The organism is Bacillus cereus group sp. MYBK101-2 (assembly GCF_051918845.1).
Lineage (GTDB): Bacteria > Bacillota > Bacilli > Bacillales > Bacillaceae_G > Bacillus_A > Bacillus_A paranthracis.
Window position 1 is genome coordinate 666,124 of sequence record NZ_JBQAIE010000001.1, and the last position, 16,426, is coordinate 682,549.

Genomic DNA, 16,426 nt, shown 5'->3' on the forward strand with positions numbered 1-16,426 from the left:
CTCTACTTGATTAGTATGTCCACTTTTTTATTCATTAATCTTTTCTTTTAATTCATCCATAATTTGTTTTACAGACTTATTCGTCGTATCGATATGAATATGAGCCTCTTCATAATAAGCTCGGCGCAATTCGAATTTCATTACAAATGCATCTATATCTTTCTTCTGAAATAGTGGGCGTGTCGTATCTTCACGAAGCCTTTCTGCAATTACATGTGGATCACAATATAAATACACGACATTTCCATTTTCCTTCATCCACTTTCGGTTTTCCTCTCGCTCAATGATTCCGCCGCCAGTTGTAATGATTACATTTTCAACAGGTAGTGAACGTAACATCTCACTTTCATATTCCCGAAAAGCCATTTCACCTTCTTCGGCAAAAATATCACGAATCTCCTTCTCTTGCTTCTCTTCAATTTTTTGATCTGTATCTATAACATCCATATGAAGTTCTTTACTTAATGCTTTTCCAATTGTTGTTTTCCCAGCTCCCATATAGCCGGTTATGTATATAGATTTCATTTTCGTTCCTCTCAATCGTCATGTATTACTTGTTATTATAACGAAAGATGCTACTTTATTTAATAAAAAAACGTTTTGTTCTTCTTATACACTGAAGAACAAAACGTAACATACTCGCTTTATCTATAAGTACCTCTTCTCACCCACTGTGTTGCAATCCATTTCTCACCTTTCGTTACAGGTGCCCCTCCGTGTAACGTAAGCTCATTTAGTGATCGATCTTGATAGAAATACTCAAAGTATACTGCCATTCCCTTTCTAGGGTGCACAGAAAGATTTAATTTCGGAAAGAAAGTTTCTCCGCCTTCTTCTACATCATTTAAGTACATGACAAGCGTACTAATACGATTATTAGCAGCTGATCTACTATGTTCCGCAAAATAATCATAGTGTGCTTTATATTGTTGATCCACTTCATAATTTAAAATGTGTAATCCTTCTCCATGCGAAACAGGAACATTCATGATAGATGAAATTCGTTTTTCAATCTTCGCAGTAAGTTCATTATCATCTAAAAATGCACCACTACTCGTTCGAATATCATTTACATCACGTGATGAACCAACTTTAGAACGCGCTAATTTATTTTTAGACAATTCAATTAATTCATCGCACTCTTCATCACTTAATACATTTCCTAACACGACAATAAGAGGTTCTTCGAATTTTGAAATAATTTGTATTTCCCTATCTTCTGTCATAATTGCATTTCCTTTATGATCAAAAATAGTTTGTTCCTTATTTTCACCTATTTGATTGTTGTTTGTCATTTCCCTATTCTCCCTAAAAATAATGATTGGATAGCATGAATATATCATATTCTTTCTACCTTTCTCTTTTTTGAGAAAATTTAAACTTTTAATTGTTTTATTTATCCATTTCCTTTTAAAAAACAGCCTATTTTCAAATGATAAATCATGGTTTTTTATCCATATATTTCACATACTATCCTTCTATCCAATCGAATATTTTCTCATCTTTTTTTCTATACCGAAAGCTTACTTTATAGAAAACTTCCTGTTTTATTTTGCACTGCAATGAAACGAGAATAACGTCGTTTTCAAATACGTAATTTCCACTCGCTTCGCCCTTTTCATATGAAAAGAAAAAAGTATCTTCCTTTTCTTTTTGCCGTAAGTCTTTTTTTATATTTGTAATAGATTGATTTAGTATTTCCTCCAGTACAAACTTTTGCTCTATTTCAATATAAAATTTTTTATCTATAAGCAACATATTCGTTTCGTATATAAAGAACGAAGTTAATAATATAAGAAAAATGATTGTTCCTGGCATCGTAAATCCATCTTGTTTTATCATACATGTATTCCCATTTCGCTATACCTTATAGCTACACCTTCATATTTTTTCCCGCTCCTATCTTTCACATTGATAAAGAGCAAATGAGGTGTTACTTCATACGAAACCATTTCAACATTTTGTAATATAACTTCTCTTCCGCGCATGTTCACTTTTCTTATAAGGTGATTATTCAATTTTTCATACGTCACTTCATCTCCAGTGCGAAGACGGAAGCGCAACATACTCTCTCTATTTTCAGGAACTATTTTTTCCACAAATGATACTTCCCGAAACTCTAACTGTACTTGTCCTACAAACACATCCCATTCCCAATTATTTAACCCTTTTGATTGCTTGTTTTCTATTCCAATAAAGCTTAGACGTGGTAAGAGTAAAAAGAAAAGTGATAACAGAAAAAAACATACGATCATTTCAATTAATGTAAATCCAACTTCTAATTCATTTTTTCTCCCGCATAAAAGCATTGTTCCATCATTTTTCCTCTCACATCTTTCCACATCGCACAAACTTCATTTCCTCCCCAATATGTGTAATATACATTTCCATTTATGACTTTTTCTTTCTGTTGTTTTGCCTCATTCTCATACATATATAAAGCTGCTTCTTTTTTTAATAATACAAATGCCTTATAACGAATTTGTATGTTTTTTCGTTCTTGCATAATCAATACTGTTTGCGGAAGTAGTAAAGATACCATCATCATTACTATACTTAATGCTACAAGCATTTCAGCCATCACTGACCCTTTTTGACATTTCACGATACGTAAATCTCCCTCTTCCAAGCTGGAATACAATCTCATATTTATAACTTCGATACGAAAGTAAAATCGTGCCACCTCTATTAATATTCCCACTCGGATTATATGTCATCGGATTTGGAAAAGTATTCAAATCCAATTGTATATCGCTATCATATTCTCTTTTAATGATAGAATGATCCGTACTCGATTCCCCTATATAATACATATGTCTATCTTTATGCCATCGTAATGTATAGTGTTTTTGACGGTTTATAGCTAATTGTTGCATATACAAAATATCATTTGAAAACTGTCTTAAAAATTGTTCGATTTTTTGTTTTTCGTATAATGAATGTACATGAAAATACGTGACCATACTTAATACAGAAATGGCAAATAAAACGAGTAGCATTTCTAAAAGTGTAAAACCTTTTTGCTTCACAGTTTCCCACTTGTTACCGTGCCATCATTGGAAATATGAATAGCTTCACCATTCGGACACTCATCCTTTGTAATATATTTCCCATCAATTAGCTCTTTTAGCGAGGGAATTTTATTATGTTGTAGTTGATATACTTGTATTTGCGCTTCTATAGATTTCACATAGGCTTTACATCCTTTTCCTTCGACGGATGAGCGCTGCGTAACTACATTTGGAATAATTAATAGTAATAATACAGTGATGACGACCATAACTAATAACATTTCTAAAAGGGTAAACCCTTCCTCATTCTGCATGTAAATGCCTCCTATATAGAATTCATCATTTGAAACATTGGCATAATCATCGCTAAATACATAAGAACAACTATTGCTCCAATACACGTAAATAAAATCGGTTGAATAATCACTAACATACGTTTAATTTTTTGCTCCATCTTTTCCATAATCAGATCACTATAATCACCTAATTCAATCGCCAAATTACCGTTTGCTTGACCATGTGTAATAATATAAGAAAGTTCTTCCTCATAATATCCGCTTTTAGCAATAATAGATTGCAACGATTCTCCCGCAATTAATTGGTGTTTAACTCGACCCGCTTCATATTGAAAGAACGGCTGATACTTTTGCTCCATCATTATTGTTAGAGCCTCAAGTACTGATAGTCCTCCGTGTAATAAGCCGCTCAATTGAGTAGCGAAATAATGCGAATGCTTTAAAATAAGAAATGTTTTTACAAGGGGGATACAAAGCATAATTTTTATCTGCTTCATATGCGGGAGTTTCCGAAAGTACAATATATATACACTACAACCCACCATAACAATAAAAATAGTGCTAAAAATAAGATAGGGTAGTAGCTTAATTGTACTTAATATTTGTTCTGTGAATAACGGTGCTGTAGAACCAAATGAACTATATACCATGTCAACTTGTGGTAATAAAATGCGGTTAAAAATCAAAATCATGATTATTAAAAAGAACGCCAAAAACATAGGATACTGCATTATTTTCATCATATCTTTCCTATACTTATCCTTTTTATAAAGAAGTGCACTCCCTTGTTGCAACGCAAAAGAAATATCACCATGTTGCTCGGCATAAAATAAATAGCTTAACATCTCCTGATGAAACTTTAATTGATGAAAAGAATCGTGTAGATTTTTTCCATTTTTTAATCCATCAATCATGCGCTGCAATTGTACTTTCTTTTCTAAAGGTAATTGAAACCGTAAAAATTCTAATGCCTGCAAAAGAGAGTATCCTTTTTCTAATAGTTCTCCTAATCGTTTCAGTAATATTACTTGATCACTTAAACTCCATATTTTCTTAAACATAAACATCCTCTTCTAAAAATCCTAAAGCGTATCCTTTTCGCAACGAAGACTCTAATGTCTCATGCTTGTACGTGACACATTCCCCGTTTGCTTCTTTAATCGCTTGTTTTAACTCATATCCATATAACAACTCATAAATACTCGCTTGCCTTACTTGCCTCATTGATTTACATACAGTTGAGCACTTTCTTTTACAAAACGGACACTTCAATTCAACAAGTCGCTGTGCAGCTATAGCCAATAAAGATTGTTCAATCTCTTGCCTCGTTATGCCAAAGTCCATAAACCGAAGTATCGCTCCTTTCGCATCGTTCGTATGCAATGTCGTCATTACTAAATGGCCAGTCAAACTTGCTCTTATAGCGATTTTTGCTGTTTCTTCATCACGAATTTCACCCACTAAAATAACATCTGGATCATGACGCAAAATAGCCTTTAGTCCCGCCTCATATGTGATACCTGCTTTTTCATTTATTTGAATTTGTAATACACCGTCATTTCTTTTTTCAACTGGATCTTCCAGTGTAACGATGCGGCGTGTTTTCTTTTTTCTAATTACCTCTAATAATGCATACATTGTTGTTGTCTTCCCCGACTCAGTCGGTCCAGTAAATACGAGTAACCCATGGGAATAATGTAAAAAAGAAAGTAGTTTCTTCGCTGTACTTGGAAATAACGAAAGATGAGATAACGGCTGAATAGATGCTTGTAAATGAAGACGAATAACGAGACTTTCTTGATATACAGTTGGAAGCGTGGAAAGACGTAAATACACTTCTTGTCCGTCCATTTGTAAATACAGTGAGCCATTTTGTGGCTTCCGCCTCTCCCCTATATCCATGGATGCTAAAAATTTAAAGTGTGAAACAAGTTTTTCTCCAAACTCCTTTTCAATGCATTGTTTCGTCATTAAATCTTTTCCTATACGCAACTGAACCACTACATCCTTCTGCCGGGGCACAATATGTAAGTCCGACGCTTGTACCCTGCACGCTTCTTTTAAAATCATATTCGCAAAGCTTTCAATTCCATTCATCATTTTTCCCTCCCCACTATGTATATAGCATGAAGAAATCCATCTGAAAAATCGGTATTTTTGCATTTTCACTAGATGAAAAAGGAAAAATATGTTTGTGAAATTATGAACAATTTCCGAATTATTGTCTGAAATTACCTATACTCATGTTTATCTGTATTATAATGTTATTATCTTGGATAAAGTGATAAAGGTGGAGATCCTCATGGAACAAGCTTTAAAAATTACAGGTGTTTTAGCTGACCCAACTCGTTATTACATTTATAAATATATTTCTCAAAAACATAGTTACGTAACTGTACAAGAAATTGCAGATGAGTTTGAAATTCATCCAAACGTAGCGCGTTTACATTTATCTAAATTAGAAGATGTTCATATGCTGAAATCCGAAACGAAGAAAACTGGAAAAGGCGGAAGACCAAGCAGATTATATGTATTATCTGAAGATGTTATCCAATTACAATTTCCATTCCGTGACTATCAATTGTTAGCAAAAATCGCGTTTAATTCTTTACTTAGCCTTGGTACTGCTGGTGAAAAAGCGCTCTACGAAACAGGGAAACAATTCGGGGCCGAATTAATGCAACAACATATGCAGCGTTTAAATGTGAGTGAAGATGCTTTAACAGTGGAACAAAAAATTCAAATTGCAAAAGAAGCCTTTTCGACAGCTGGCTTATCACCCGCATTTGAATTAAGTGCAGATGGAACGAAAATTTTCTATGATGTACACAATTGTCCATTTAAAGAAGTTGCCGTTCATCATCCAACTGAAATTTGTAATATGCACGGAGATATGATGAAAGGGATTTTTGAAATCCTATTCCCTAACACGGAATTAACACGAAACGATAGTTTACTAGATGGATGTAAATCTTGTAATTATAAACTAACAATTTAATTTCTCATATAAAAAGAAGCCAATTATAATTGGCTTCTTTTTATATGAACGAATATTTACAATAGTAAGAAAAATAAACTATAATGAAGTGAGGTTTACTTTTTTTAGAAAAGGAGGGAGATGGCATGGAGCGCATGTTTCGCGTTCTCGGCTTTTGGACTGGAATTTTCTCGGTTATGTTTTACGTAGGGGATATGCATTCGGCTGCACTACTATTTTTAGGCCAAACAGGATTCTTCGTACTTTTAAGCTATTTAAAATTAACAGAGCGTATGTATATATACGTATTCGGGGCATATTTGACTGTTTTCTTCATAGGATTTACATACTACACGACGTTTTTACTTGTCCCAGGGGCTGGACATTAAAAGGTGGCATTTCGCCATCTTTTTTTAATTCCGGAATTCCCTAGTTGACTTATAGGTTTTATTGATTTATATTCTATATAACAGATTGGAATTAGGGGGAATCATCATGAATACACTGCTTGTCGGAATTAACGTTGCAGTCATGCTCATTTTAGTTGGCGTATTATATTATATGCAACGTAAGCATGTATCTTTTAATAAACGTGTATTTACCGCTTTAGGAGTCGGAATTATCTTCGGTCTTATATTACAATTTATTTATGAGCCAACTTCTAAAGTCATTATTGAATCAAATACTTGGTTTGGCTTAATCGGTAACGGTTATGTGAAGTTACTTCAAATGATCGTTATGCCACTTATTTTAGTATCTATTATTTCAGCATTTACAAAATTACAGTTAACGAAAAACCTTGGTAAAATTAGTGGTCTTATTATCGGAATTTTAATTCTGACTACAGGAATTGCTGCAGCTGTCGGTATCGCTGCAAGTGCAGGATTTGATGTATCTGCAACTGGTCTGCAACAAGGTGATGCAGAATCTGCTCGTCTGAAGCTAGTTGAAGAAAGATTTACTTCTATTGAGAAGACAACAATTCCAGATAAATTATTAGAGCTGTTACCTACAAATCCATTTCTTGATTTAACAGGTGCTCGTCCAACTTCAACAATTTCTGTTGTAATATTTGCAGCATTTATCGGTATCGCCTTTATAGGTGTAAAACGAAAATATCCAGAACAAGCAGAGCTATTTAAGAAAATGCTTGATGCTGTATATGCAATTGTAATGCGTATGGTAACATTAATTTTACGTCTTACTCCATACGGCGTATTAGCTCTTATGGCAAAAACAGTTGCTGGTAGCGACATAAATGCTATTTTAAAACTTGGTAACTTCGTGTTAGCGTCTTACGTGGCACTTATCATAATGTTCGTTATCCACTTATTATTAATTGCTCTATCTGGTTTAAATCCAATTCAATATTTGAAAAAGGTGTTCCCTGTATTAACATTTGCATTCACATCTCGCTCTAGTGCTGGTGCAATGCCATTAAATATTGAAGCTCAAAAAGAAAAACTTGGTATTTCTGAAGGGATTGCAAACTTCGCAGCATCATTTGGAGTATCTATCGGACAAAACGGTTGCGCAGGTATTTATCCAGCAATGCTTGCAATGATGGTCGCTCCAACTGTAGGAATTGATCCATTACAACCACAATTTATTTTAACTTTAATCGCTGTTGTTGCGATTAGCTCATTCGGTGTTGCCGGTGTTGGTGGCGGTGCAACATTCGCAGCGTTAATCGTACTATCTACAATGAACTTACCAATCGGTATTGTCGCTCTTGTTATCTCAGTTGAACCATTAATCGATATGGGTCGTACAGCTCTTAACGTAAGTGGTTCTATGACAGCAGGTCTTATTTCGAGTAAATGGCTTGGTGAATTAGATCAAGATACGTACAATCAAGATGAGATAAAAACTGGTGAAATTGCTTCATAATGAAAAGGACGCTAACAGTTTTGTTAGCGTCCTTTTTTAGTTCTTTTCATCTTCCTCTTTATCTCACAGCCCGTCCTTTTCACAAATAACCATTTTGTTCGCACCATTTATGAAATTGTCCTACGTCTACTCCAACTAATACGATATCCTTTAGCTCTACATCAATGATTTGTTCTCCAATTACAATAGCAAACTGCGATTCTAATTTTGTCTCGTTTTTCTTTACAATTCCAATTCGGTTCCGATGCGGTCCATCTTTTATATATGCTTTTTGTCCTACAATATCAAAGTTCAAGATCTTCACCTCTTTTACTGCGCTCAAATTGGAAATACGATCTCCACCTCGGAAAATTTCCTTTCATTGCACTATTTCTCTATATATATGACGAAACAATAAAAGAGTCCTCCCTTCTTTACAATTATTTTTTCTTTGTTTCATTTTTGTGATTGAAACGTAAAGTTTATAATAAAATACACTTGGAAGCGCTTTCTATGTAATTTTTTATGTTATAATGTATAAGTAGAACTTCGTAAAGAGGGTTAAAAAAAATGAATAGAAAAATGATAAAAAAAGTAATTGAAGCATTAAAAGTATATGGCTTTCAGAATGTATCATTCTGTGACAAAACGAAGCAATTTTTATTTCATAACGAAACAGATATTATGAGCGGCTATGCAGAAATAACATATAGTAGTCAATTTGAAAAATTCAACGTACAAATTCATCCTATTGAAACGCATCACCAAGCAGAGTTACAAGAGGTTGAAAGACATATACAAGCCTGTATAAGAAAAGTGGAATATTTAAACGCACTTCTTAGCGGACAAACGAAACTAGATGATAAAATTATTATAATGTAAAAAAAGAACGTGATAGCCTCACGTTCTTTTTTTACATTATACATTCATCTTTTCTTTCAGTTGTAATCCTGTAATAGACTCTAATACATCCATTGCTTCTCCAAATGTCATGTCAAAAATTGTTTTATCTTCTATGTATGGAAATTGTCTAAAACGCTTTTCTAACATTTTCACAGCATCCGACGTAAAGTGTGCACTATCGATGCCAAATTCTGTTTCAAGAAGAACGATCCAATCTAACACATGAAAACCTAATCCATTTACGAATGAAATAAGTTTTTCTTCTGGCTGTGAAGATAAGAATACGTGTCGTTCCATCTCACTAAAAAGTTCTTCTCCTAAAATATGAGCTAATTCATCATCATGTTCGCGGTCAATGATTTCTTCATAACCATAATCATCTACAAGCTCCTCAACTTCTTCACTATCTGCAAAAAGTAATTGGCTAAGAAGTGCCTCTTTCTTAAATTCACTATTTTGTACGACTTCTAAAAAACTCGTTTCCCATCCATTTTCTAATTTCATATTATGTACTCCTTTATATATGTTTCTTATCATCACTGTACCCAAAAGATCACTTTTATAACCTTTTAGATAGTTACTATTATTTCACATGATTCATAACATAAGATGCAAATTCAGTTGCATCTCCTTCAAAAAAAATCCCCATCTTTAAAACTTATTTGCGTTTAAATGATGGGATGCCTCATGGTCTTCTTTTATTTTTTGTTTTTTATAACTTTCATCAGCTAACATTTCTAGTTCAGCTGTTATTTCTGATTTTTCAAGCTCTCTTTCTTGCGAAAATTTCCTTGAAATATAAACAATAACACTACCAACGTACAACACAAAGCATATAATAAGTGCAGTATTTTCATAGAGACTTAGCTCCAACACAGTCACTCCTAATCCATTCGTATTTTCACGCTTCATTAATTGGAATTTCCCTACTAATCCATTTGCTATTGTAACATAAAAACACCGTTTCTTGGAATCTTTCATCCTACTAAAAGAGGCATGATTGTTTCATCATGCCTCTGAAATATGTTGAATGATTGTTTGAATTGCTTCTTTTCCATTATATTTTTTTAGAGCTGTTTTATACACTTCATTATTTTGATTTAATTCTTCGACATGCTTTATAAGAGATTTCACAGTCACATCTTCTTCATACAATACGGAAGCATATCCTTGTCTCTCAAAAGACTCTGCATTTAGTATTTGATCTCCACGACTTGCAAATTTCGATAGTGGAATTAAAACCATCGGCTTTTGCAATGTTAAAAACTCAAAAATGGCATTAGAGCCCGCACGTGAAATAACAAAATCTGTTATGGCTAATATATCTGGCAGTTCTCCGTGTACATACTCAAATTGTTTATATCCTTCTTTATTTTGTAAACTATCATCAAGATTACCTTTTCCGCAAAGGTGAACAATTTGATATTTTTTCAGAAGTTCTGGTAACGCTTCTCGAACCGTTTCATTAATTTTTTTTGCGCCCAAACTTCCTCCCATGATTGTAATAACTGGCTTTTTACGTGAAAAACCTAAAAATGCTAAACCTTTTTCACGATTTCCCTTTAGTACTTCTTCACGTACAGGAGATCCTGTATAAATTACTTTTTCTTTCGGTAAATGTTTCGCAGCTTCTTCAAATGTAACAAATATTTTCGAAGCGAAACGGAGCGCAATTTTGTTTGCTAGTCCTGGCGTCATATCAGATTCATGTAATAAAACTGGTACCCTGTTTAACCATCCGCCTATTACGACTGGTACAGATACGAAACCACCTTTTGAAAAAATCACATCCGGTTTTAGTTTTCGAATCCTTACATACGCATCCATAACACCTTTCATTACAAGAAAAGGATCTTTTATATTTTTCAAATCAAAATAACGGCGTAGCTTTCCGCTCGCAATACTATAGTACGGAATACCTTCCTTTTCTATAATCGTTTTCTCAATTCCTTGATGAGAACCAATATAAGAAATATCCCAATTCTGTTCTTGTAAATGTGGAATGATGGCTAAATTAGGTGTTACATGCCCTGCCGAACCGCCACCTGTAAAGACTATTTTTTTCATACGTCTCCCCCTTCTAGACTATAATACACTAAAATATCTTGCCTCGGGGTGAGAAAATACCATAGCCGTTACAGACGCTTCTGGCTCCATCATAAATCCTTCCGTTAATGAAATACCTATTTCCTCTGGATGAATTAAGCGAAATAACTTTTCTTGATCTGCGAGTTCTGGACATGCTGGATAACCGAAGGACACTCGTATCCCTCTATATTTCGTACGGAAGCGTTCTTCCATCGTCAATTCTGGCGAATCTGGAATCCCCCAGCGATCGCGAATGAGCATATGTGTTTTTTCAGCAAGTCCTTCTGCTAGTTCGAGCGCTAACGATTGAATAGCATGACTGCGTAAATAATCACCTTTCGCCTTCCACTCTTCAGCAATGTCCCGAACACCTTCTCCCACCGTAACAGATAGGAAAGCAACATAGTCCATTTCATCTCCAACTGGGCGTAAATAGTCACCTAAAGTACGATATGGTGCTTTTCCTTGTCTTGGGAATGTGAAACGCTCTATAACACGCGTATGATCTTCTGGATCATATATTACAATATTCTGTCCGTCGCTTTGCGCTGGGAAAAATTGATACACCGCTTTTGGTTTTAACCAAGATTGTCCTTCCTGCAATAATTCATCTATTAAATCATTTAATTCATGCGCTCTTTTATCTCCCTCTCGCAAAAGTTTCTTCACACTTCCCTTTAGGCCAAGGTGATGTCCAAGCAGCATTTGTCTATTGAGAAATGGCGCGAGATGTGAAACAGGAACATCTCTTAATACAATTCGTTTTGTTGAATCCGGCACGATAACCTCAGCCTTCGGCAATGGCTCAATTACTGCTGGAATTTCTACTTTCTTCTCTTCTTTTGTTACGATATGAAGATGACGTTCTTTTTTATCCTGCTTCATCTTCTCACGCTCTTCTTCTTTTTGAAGCTTATTAATAATATCCAGCCCCGTCATCGCATCACTCGCATAACATACGAGCCCTTTATAAGATGGCGAAATGCGATTATCTGTAAACTTTCTCGTTAACGCTGCCCCGCCTACAACAATTGGAATATCAATATCCGCCGCTTTTAAATCTTCAGCAGTCGTTACCATTTGTTGCGCCGATTTTACTAATAAACCAGAAAGACCTATAATATCAGGCTTCTTTTCTTGTACTTCTTGCACAATTCGATCCGAGCGAACATTAATTCCTAAATTAATAATCTCATATCCGTTATTTGCTAAAATAATTTCAACGAGATTTTTCCCAATATCATGCACATCACCTTTTACAGTTGCTAATAATACTTTCCCTTTTTTCGCACTATCGCTAGATTCCATATGTGGCTCTAAATAACTTACAGCAGCTTTCATACTTTCAGCACTTTGCAATACTTCAGCAACGATAAGCTCATTATTATTAAATAATCGTCCTACCTCATCCATTCCTGTCATAAGTGGGCCATTAATAATATCCAAAGGTTTTCTTCCTTCTGTAAGTGCGAGACTTAAATCTTCGTGTAAACCTTGTTTCGTACCTTCTACAATGTAATTTGCGAGCCTTTCATCAAGTGTTAATGTTTCTTGGACAACAACATCTTTCTTTTTTGCCACGCGATAGAAGTTTGTAAATTTTTCTAACGTCTCTTGCGTCGTTTCAAAAAGCAATGCATCTGCAAGGCGTTTTTCTTCATCAGGAATTGACGCATAGCGCTCTAATTTTTCCGTATTTACAATCGCGTAATCTAACCCTGCTTTCGTTGCATGATATAAAAAGACGGAATTTAACACTTCGCGACCAGCTGGTGGTAAACCAAATGATATGTTACTTACACCTAAAATCGTTAAACACTCTGGTAATGCTTCTTTAATAAGGCGAATCCCTTCTATCGTCGCAGCCGCCGAGCCAATATACTCTTCATCACCTGTCCCTACAGGAAATACAAGTGCATCAAAAATAATATCTGATGGGCGTATACCATATTTCGTCGTCAATAACTCATAACTTCTTTTCGCAATTTCTAATTTTCTTTCCGCACTTACTGCCATTCCATCTTCATCGATTGTTCCAACTACAATTGCAGCACCATATTTACGAAGAAGCGGTGTCACTTTTTTAAATCGCTCTTCTCCATCTTCTAAATTAATTGAATTAATAACAGCTTTCCCTTGAATATAAGTAAGAGCTCGCTCCATCACATGTTCATCTGTTGAGTCAATCATAATCGGTACTTTTAACACTTTCGTAACTTCTGCCAAGAAGTTTTCCATATCTTCTATTTCATCGCGGTCCGGGTCTGCCATACAAATATCAATAATATGAGCATTTTTCTTCACTTGCGCTCTAGCGATTTCAGCAGCCTCTTCAAATTTCCCTTCTGCTACTAATCTTTTAAATTTACGTGATCCAATAACATTTGTTCTTTCACCAACAAATAACGGTCTCATAGAGTCATCATATTGCAGTGCCTCTAATCCACTAACCCCATGTCCCGCTCTCTCTTGCTGTTCACGAGGTTTAAGAGACATTAATGCGGATTTCATTGCTTTTATATGTTCTGGTGTTGTACCACAACAACCACCGATAATATTAACCCATCCTTCTTCTGCAAATCGCTTCACTTTCTCGGCAAGCGAGGATGGAGATTCATGATAATGTCCATCTTCATCAGGAAGACCTGCATTTGGATAACAAGAAATGTAACACTCCGATAAATCAGATAGAGAACGAATATGGTCTCTCATAAACTCCGGACCAGTCGCACAGTTTAATCCAACAGATAATGGCTTCATATGTTCTACCGATAAGTAAAAAGCCTCAATTGTTTGCCCAGCTAGAGTCGTTCCCATCGGTTCAATCGTTCCCGAAATCATGATAGGTACAACTGTATTTAGTTCATCAAAAGCCGCTTGAATTCCAATATAAGCAGCCTTCACGTTACGCATATCTTGACTCGTCTCAACGAGTAATACATCCACTTCTCCTTTCAACAATCCTCTTGCCTGCCGTGTATAAGCTTCAATTAATTCTTCAAACGTTACACCACCAGTAACACTAATCGCTTTCGTTGTCGGTCCCATTGCTCCCGCAACATATACTTCCTTCCCGCTTTCTTCGACTGCTTGCTTCGCTAAACGCGCTGCCTTCTCATTTAGCTCCTCGTCTAAATGAGATAACTCATAATCACTTAGTACAATATTGGTTGCCCCAAATGTATTTGTTTCAATAATATCCGCTCCAGCTTCAATATAGGCTTTATGAATCTTTAAAATAACATCTGGTCTTGTTTCTACTAAATACTCATTACACCCTTCGTACTCCTCTCCTCCGAAATCTTCCGCAGTTAAGTCCTCTTGCTGGATCATTGTTCCCATTGCACCATCTAATAGTAAGATGTTATTTTGTAATTTTTCTTCTATACATTTCATCAATTAATACCTTCTTTCACTTCTTGCTTTTCTCTCACATATTTAACAAGATGTTCTGTAATTTCATATTTTAAAAATGGTGTAATAAGATAAATGCCGTTAAAGTATTTCATCGCCGCATCGATTAATTCTTGAGAAATACGAATCCCTTCCTCAATTGCTGCCTCTTTCGTTTCATGTCCATCCATTCTCTCTCTTACTGCTTCAGGTAAAGTAATACCGGGCACCTCAAAATGAAGAAAATCTGCATTCCGTTTACTTATTAATGGCATAATTCCAATAAAAATAGGTTGTTCTAAATGCTTTGTCGCTTCATACACTTCTTCAATTAACGCGATATCATAGATTGGCTGCGTTAAGAAATATTCTGCTCCAGCATCTATTTTCCGTTCCATTCGCTTAACCGCTGCTTTTAAATGTCTTACATGCGGGTTAAATGCACCGCCCACAGAAAACCTTGTTGCCGGTCCAATGGATTTCCCTAAAACGGAACGCCCATCGTTCATTTCTTTAATCATTTTAATGAGCTCGATAGAGGACAAATCATATACAGAAGTGGCACCTGGAAAATCACCAACGCGCGCTGGATCTCCAGTTAAAGCTAACACTTCTTCCATGCCTAACGCTGATAATCCTAGTAAATGAGATTGTAGTCCGATGACGTTATGGTCTCTACATGTTAAGTGCGTCAATACCGGAATATCGTGCTTCGTTAATAATGCTCCCATTGCCATATTCGAGATACGGGGCGATGCTAATGAATTATCTGCTAGAGTAATAGCATCTGCTCCAGCTCTTTTCAATGCTCTTGCGCCTTCAAAAAACCGCTGCGTATCTAACGTTTTTGGTGGATCTAATTCCACTACTACGGTCGTTTGTTTTTTTGCTTTCTCTGCTAAAGTGACATGAGCTTTTGAACGTTTCTCATGTGTATGAACTACTTTCGGTCTTTGAACCGTATCCTTTTCTATTACAGGCGTAACATTTAGAGTAGCACGTTTCATACTTTCAATATGTTCTGGAGTCGTGCCACAACAACCGCCCAATAAACGAATACCTTGCTCAATAAATTTCGGTGTCATCGCTTCAAAATAAGCTGGACTTCCCTCATATACGTATCGTCCCTCTACATAATTTGGGAGACCTGCATTTGGATATGCTGACAAGTAACCATTTTTCGGAATCGATATCATTTTAAAAGCTTCCGTCATATGAAGTGGCCCTAGTTGGCAGTTCAATCCAACAACATTTGCACCGTAATCTAAAAGCTGTTTTAATATTTCATTTACATCATTTCCATTTTGAGTCGTACCCGCCTCATGTAACGCCAATTGCGCTACAATTGGAATATTTGTTTCTTTTCGTAACACCTGGACAGCATGAAGTAATTCAAACTCATCATAAAAAGTCTCTAATAGCAGTCCATCAACCTGTTCTTCTAATAATGCACTTGCCTGTTCCAGTAACATAAATTCTCGCTCCATATCAGTTGTCGTAACCGCCCCGATATGTTTCATACCACCAATTGTGCCTAAAATTGCATTTCTGTCTGTAACAGATGCTTTCGCCAGTTTTACTGCCGCTCTATTAATTTCAGTAACTTGATTTTCTAATCCATACATACGTAATTTCGCTTCATTTGCTCCGTACGTATTTGTTTGAATCACATCTGCCCCAGCCGCTACATATTGCTTATGAATCGATATAATTAAATCTGGATCAGATATATTCAATTCTTCAAAACTACTTTGCAAACCATGTGAATGTAATAACGTCCCAACCGCACCATCACCTATTACAATTCCTTTTGATAATAAATCTAGTAATTTCACAAATCTCCCTCATTTCTATCAATATAAAAACCCCCTCTTCACTTTGAAGAGGGG

At 35.5% G+C, this 16,426-nt stretch carries 19 protein-coding genes; 4 read left to right on the forward strand and 15 right to left on the reverse strand.

Translation table 11 applies throughout. The features are described from left to right. Positions 1-27: 27 nt before the first annotated feature. The 9 genes from ACTFSI_RS03565 to comGA all read right to left on the reverse strand — a co-directional run bounded on the left by ACTFSI_RS03565 (position 28) and on the right by comGA (position 5,404). Positions 28-525 carry a shikimate kinase gene (locus ACTFSI_RS03565; RefSeq protein ID WP_044793804.1) on the reverse strand — a complete coding sequence of 166 codons (498 nt, stop codon included), beginning with the start codon at positions 523-525 and terminating at the stop codon, positions 28-30. A 119-nt stretch (positions 526-644) separates the two neighbouring features. Next, entirely contained in the window at positions 645-1,295 is a 651-nt protein-coding gene (locus ACTFSI_RS03570) for a 2OG-Fe(II) oxygenase (RefSeq protein ID WP_044793803.1), read from the reverse strand. 175 nt (positions 1,296-1,470) lie between these two features. Continuing rightward, complete coding sequence (comGG, locus tag ACTFSI_RS03575; protein ID WP_000595196.1) at positions 1,471-1,842, reverse strand: competence type IV pilus minor pilin ComGG; 372 nt, start codon at positions 1,840-1,842, stop codon at positions 1,471-1,473. Next, entirely contained in the window at positions 1,839-2,309 is a 471-nt protein-coding gene (comGF, locus tag ACTFSI_RS03580) for a competence type IV pilus minor pilin ComGF (RefSeq protein WP_000923058.1), read from the reverse strand. The genes comGG and comGF overlap by 4 nt, the downstream gene beginning before the upstream one ends. Then, positions 2,279-2,581 carry a competence type IV pilus minor pilin ComGE gene (gene comGE, locus ACTFSI_RS03585; protein WP_070806834.1) on the reverse strand — a complete coding sequence of 101 codons (303 nt, stop codon included), beginning with the start codon at positions 2,579-2,581 and terminating at the stop codon, positions 2,279-2,281. Before comGE ends, comGF begins: the two co-directional genes overlap by 31 nt. Next, positions 2,574-3,029: a comG operon protein ComGD gene (gene comGD, locus ACTFSI_RS03590; protein ID WP_000810387.1), complete on the reverse strand. Its 456-nt coding sequence runs from the start codon at positions 3,027-3,029 to the stop codon at positions 2,574-2,576. Before comGD ends, comGE begins: the two co-directional genes overlap by 8 nt. Then, positions 3,026-3,325, reverse strand: a complete 300-nt coding sequence (comGC, locus tag ACTFSI_RS03595; RefSeq protein WP_001178694.1) for a competence type IV pilus major pilin ComGC — start codon at positions 3,323-3,325, stop codon at positions 3,026-3,028. The genes comGD and comGC overlap by 4 nt, the downstream gene beginning before the upstream one ends. An 11-nt stretch (positions 3,326-3,336) precedes the next feature. Then, a complete protein-coding gene (gene comGB / locus ACTFSI_RS03600; protein ID WP_265152896.1) occupies positions 3,337-4,368 on the reverse strand; it encodes a competence type IV pilus assembly protein ComGB in 1,032 nt (343 codons plus the stop codon). Continuing rightward, positions 4,361-5,404: a competence protein ComGA gene (gene comGA / locus ACTFSI_RS03605; RefSeq protein WP_440045238.1), complete on the reverse strand. Its 1,044-nt coding sequence runs from the start codon at positions 5,402-5,404 to the stop codon at positions 4,361-4,363. The genes comGB and comGA overlap by 8 nt, the downstream gene beginning before the upstream one ends. A 205-nt stretch (positions 5,405-5,609) precedes the next feature. Here comGA and ACTFSI_RS03610 point away from each other — a divergent pair, with 205 nt between their 5' ends. From ACTFSI_RS03610 to ACTFSI_RS03620, 3 genes are all read left to right on the forward strand, one after another. Then, the gene (locus ACTFSI_RS03610) at positions 5,610-6,305 is read left to right on the forward strand and encodes a helix-turn-helix transcriptional regulator (RefSeq protein ID WP_044793798.1); all 696 of its coding nucleotides are present in this window, start codon (positions 5,610-5,612) and stop codon (positions 6,303-6,305) included. 125 nt (positions 6,306-6,430) lie between these two features. Then, positions 6,431-6,673, forward strand: a complete 243-nt coding sequence (locus ACTFSI_RS03615; protein ID WP_044793797.1) for a DUF2626 domain-containing protein — start codon at positions 6,431-6,433, stop codon at positions 6,671-6,673. Positions 6,674-6,779: 106 nt separating this feature from the next. After that, on the forward strand, positions 6,780-8,174 hold the full coding sequence (locus ACTFSI_RS03620) for an L-cystine transporter (protein ID WP_440045239.1): 1,395 nt from the start codon (positions 6,780-6,782) through the stop codon (positions 8,172-8,174). A 79-nt stretch (positions 8,175-8,253) separates the two neighbouring features. Here the strand turns inward: ACTFSI_RS03620 and ACTFSI_RS03625 are convergent, their stop codons facing one another. After that, positions 8,254-8,469 (reverse strand): DUF3912 family protein, encoded by a 216-nt coding sequence (locus tag ACTFSI_RS03625; protein WP_001008330.1) that lies wholly within the window; start codon positions 8,467-8,469, stop codon positions 8,254-8,256. Positions 8,470-8,723: 254 nt separating this feature from the next. Here ACTFSI_RS03625 and ACTFSI_RS03630 point away from each other — a divergent pair, with 254 nt between their 5' ends. Further along, entirely contained in the window at positions 8,724-9,035 is a 312-nt protein-coding gene (locus ACTFSI_RS03630; RefSeq protein ID WP_001080447.1) for a hypothetical protein, read from the forward strand. Between the two features lie 36 nt (positions 9,036-9,071). On the opposite strand, the gene ACTFSI_RS03635 is transcribed toward ACTFSI_RS03630, so the two are convergent. The 5 genes from ACTFSI_RS03635 to ACTFSI_RS03655 form a co-directional block, all read right to left on the reverse strand. After that, positions 9,072-9,560, reverse strand: a complete 489-nt coding sequence (locus ACTFSI_RS03635) for a hypothetical protein (protein WP_000764273.1) — start codon at positions 9,558-9,560, stop codon at positions 9,072-9,074. A 147-nt stretch (positions 9,561-9,707) separates the two neighbouring features. After that, positions 9,708-9,968, reverse strand: coding sequence for a DUF3966 domain-containing protein (locus ACTFSI_RS03640; RefSeq protein ID WP_000817964.1), 261 nt, complete (start codon positions 9,966-9,968; stop codon positions 9,708-9,710). A gap of 96 nt (positions 9,969-10,064) precedes the next feature. Beyond that, positions 10,065-11,123, reverse strand: coding sequence for an undecaprenyldiphospho-muramoylpentapeptide beta-N-acetylglucosaminyltransferase (gene murG, locus ACTFSI_RS03645; protein ID WP_000724748.1), 1,059 nt, complete (start codon positions 11,121-11,123; stop codon positions 10,065-10,067). 18 nt (positions 11,124-11,141) lie between these two features. After that, positions 11,142-14,540, reverse strand: a complete 3,399-nt coding sequence (gene metH, locus ACTFSI_RS03650; RefSeq protein ID WP_270362660.1) for a methionine synthase — start codon at positions 14,538-14,540, stop codon at positions 11,142-11,144. Beyond that, positions 14,540-16,372, reverse strand: coding sequence for a bifunctional homocysteine S-methyltransferase/methylenetetrahydrofolate reductase (locus ACTFSI_RS03655; RefSeq protein ID WP_000770334.1), 1,833 nt, complete (start codon positions 16,370-16,372; stop codon positions 14,540-14,542). The genes metH and ACTFSI_RS03655 overlap by 1 nt, the downstream gene beginning before the upstream one ends. Positions 16,373-16,426: the final 54 nt, after the last annotated feature.

Bases quoted from the DNA above. Each gene is read 5' to 3' on its own strand.
- comGF (WP_000923058.1), bottom strand. From the start codon at position 2,309: ATGCTTTTATGCGGGAGAAAAAATGAATTAGAAGTTGGATTTACATTA.
- ACTFSI_RS03610 (WP_044793798.1), top strand. From the start codon at position 5,610: ATGGAACAAGCTTTAAAAATTACAGGTGTTTTAGCTGACCCAACTCGT.
- comGC (WP_001178694.1), bottom strand. From the start codon at position 3,325: ATGCAGAATGAGGAAGGGTTTACCCTTTTAGAAATGTTATTAGTTATG.
- ACTFSI_RS03615 (WP_044793797.1), top strand. From the start codon at position 6,431: ATGGAGCGCATGTTTCGCGTTCTCGGCTTTTGGACTGGAATTTTCTCG.
- ACTFSI_RS03570 (WP_044793803.1), bottom strand. From the start codon at position 1,295: ATGACAAACAACAATCAAATAGGTGAAAATAAGGAACAAACTATTTTT.
- comGA (WP_440045238.1), bottom strand. From the start codon at position 5,404: ATGAATGGAATTGAAAGCTTTGCGAATATGATTTTAAAAGAAGCGTGC.
- murG (WP_000724748.1), bottom strand. From the start codon at position 11,123: ATGAAAAAAATAGTCTTTACAGGTGGCGGTTCGGCAGGGCATGTAACA.
- comGB (WP_265152896.1), bottom strand. From the start codon at position 4,368: ATGTTTAAGAAAATATGGAGTTTAAGTGATCAAGTAATATTACTGAAA.
- comGE (WP_070806834.1), bottom strand. From the start codon at position 2,581: ATGGCTGAAATGCTTGTAGCATTAAGTATAGTAATGATGATGGTATCT.
- ACTFSI_RS03620 (WP_440045239.1), top strand. From the start codon at position 6,780: ATGAATACACTGCTTGTCGGAATTAACGTTGCAGTCATGCTCATTTTA.
- ACTFSI_RS03630 (WP_001080447.1), top strand. From the start codon at position 8,724: ATGAATAGAAAAATGATAAAAAAAGTAATTGAAGCATTAAAAGTATAT.
- ACTFSI_RS03635 (WP_000764273.1), bottom strand. From the start codon at position 9,560: ATGAAATTAGAAAATGGATGGGAAACGAGTTTTTTAGAAGTCGTACAA.
- ACTFSI_RS03565 (WP_044793804.1), bottom strand. From the start codon at position 525: ATGAAATCTATATACATAACCGGCTATATGGGAGCTGGGAAAACAACA.
- metH (WP_270362660.1), bottom strand. From the start codon at position 14,540: ATGAAATGTATAGAAGAAAAATTACAAAATAACATCTTACTATTAGAT.
- ACTFSI_RS03640 (WP_000817964.1), bottom strand. From the start codon at position 9,968: ATGAAGCGTGAAAATACGAATGGATTAGGAGTGACTGTGTTGGAGCTA.
- comGG (WP_000595196.1), bottom strand. From the start codon at position 1,842: ATGATAAAACAAGATGGATTTACGATGCCAGGAACAATCATTTTTCTT.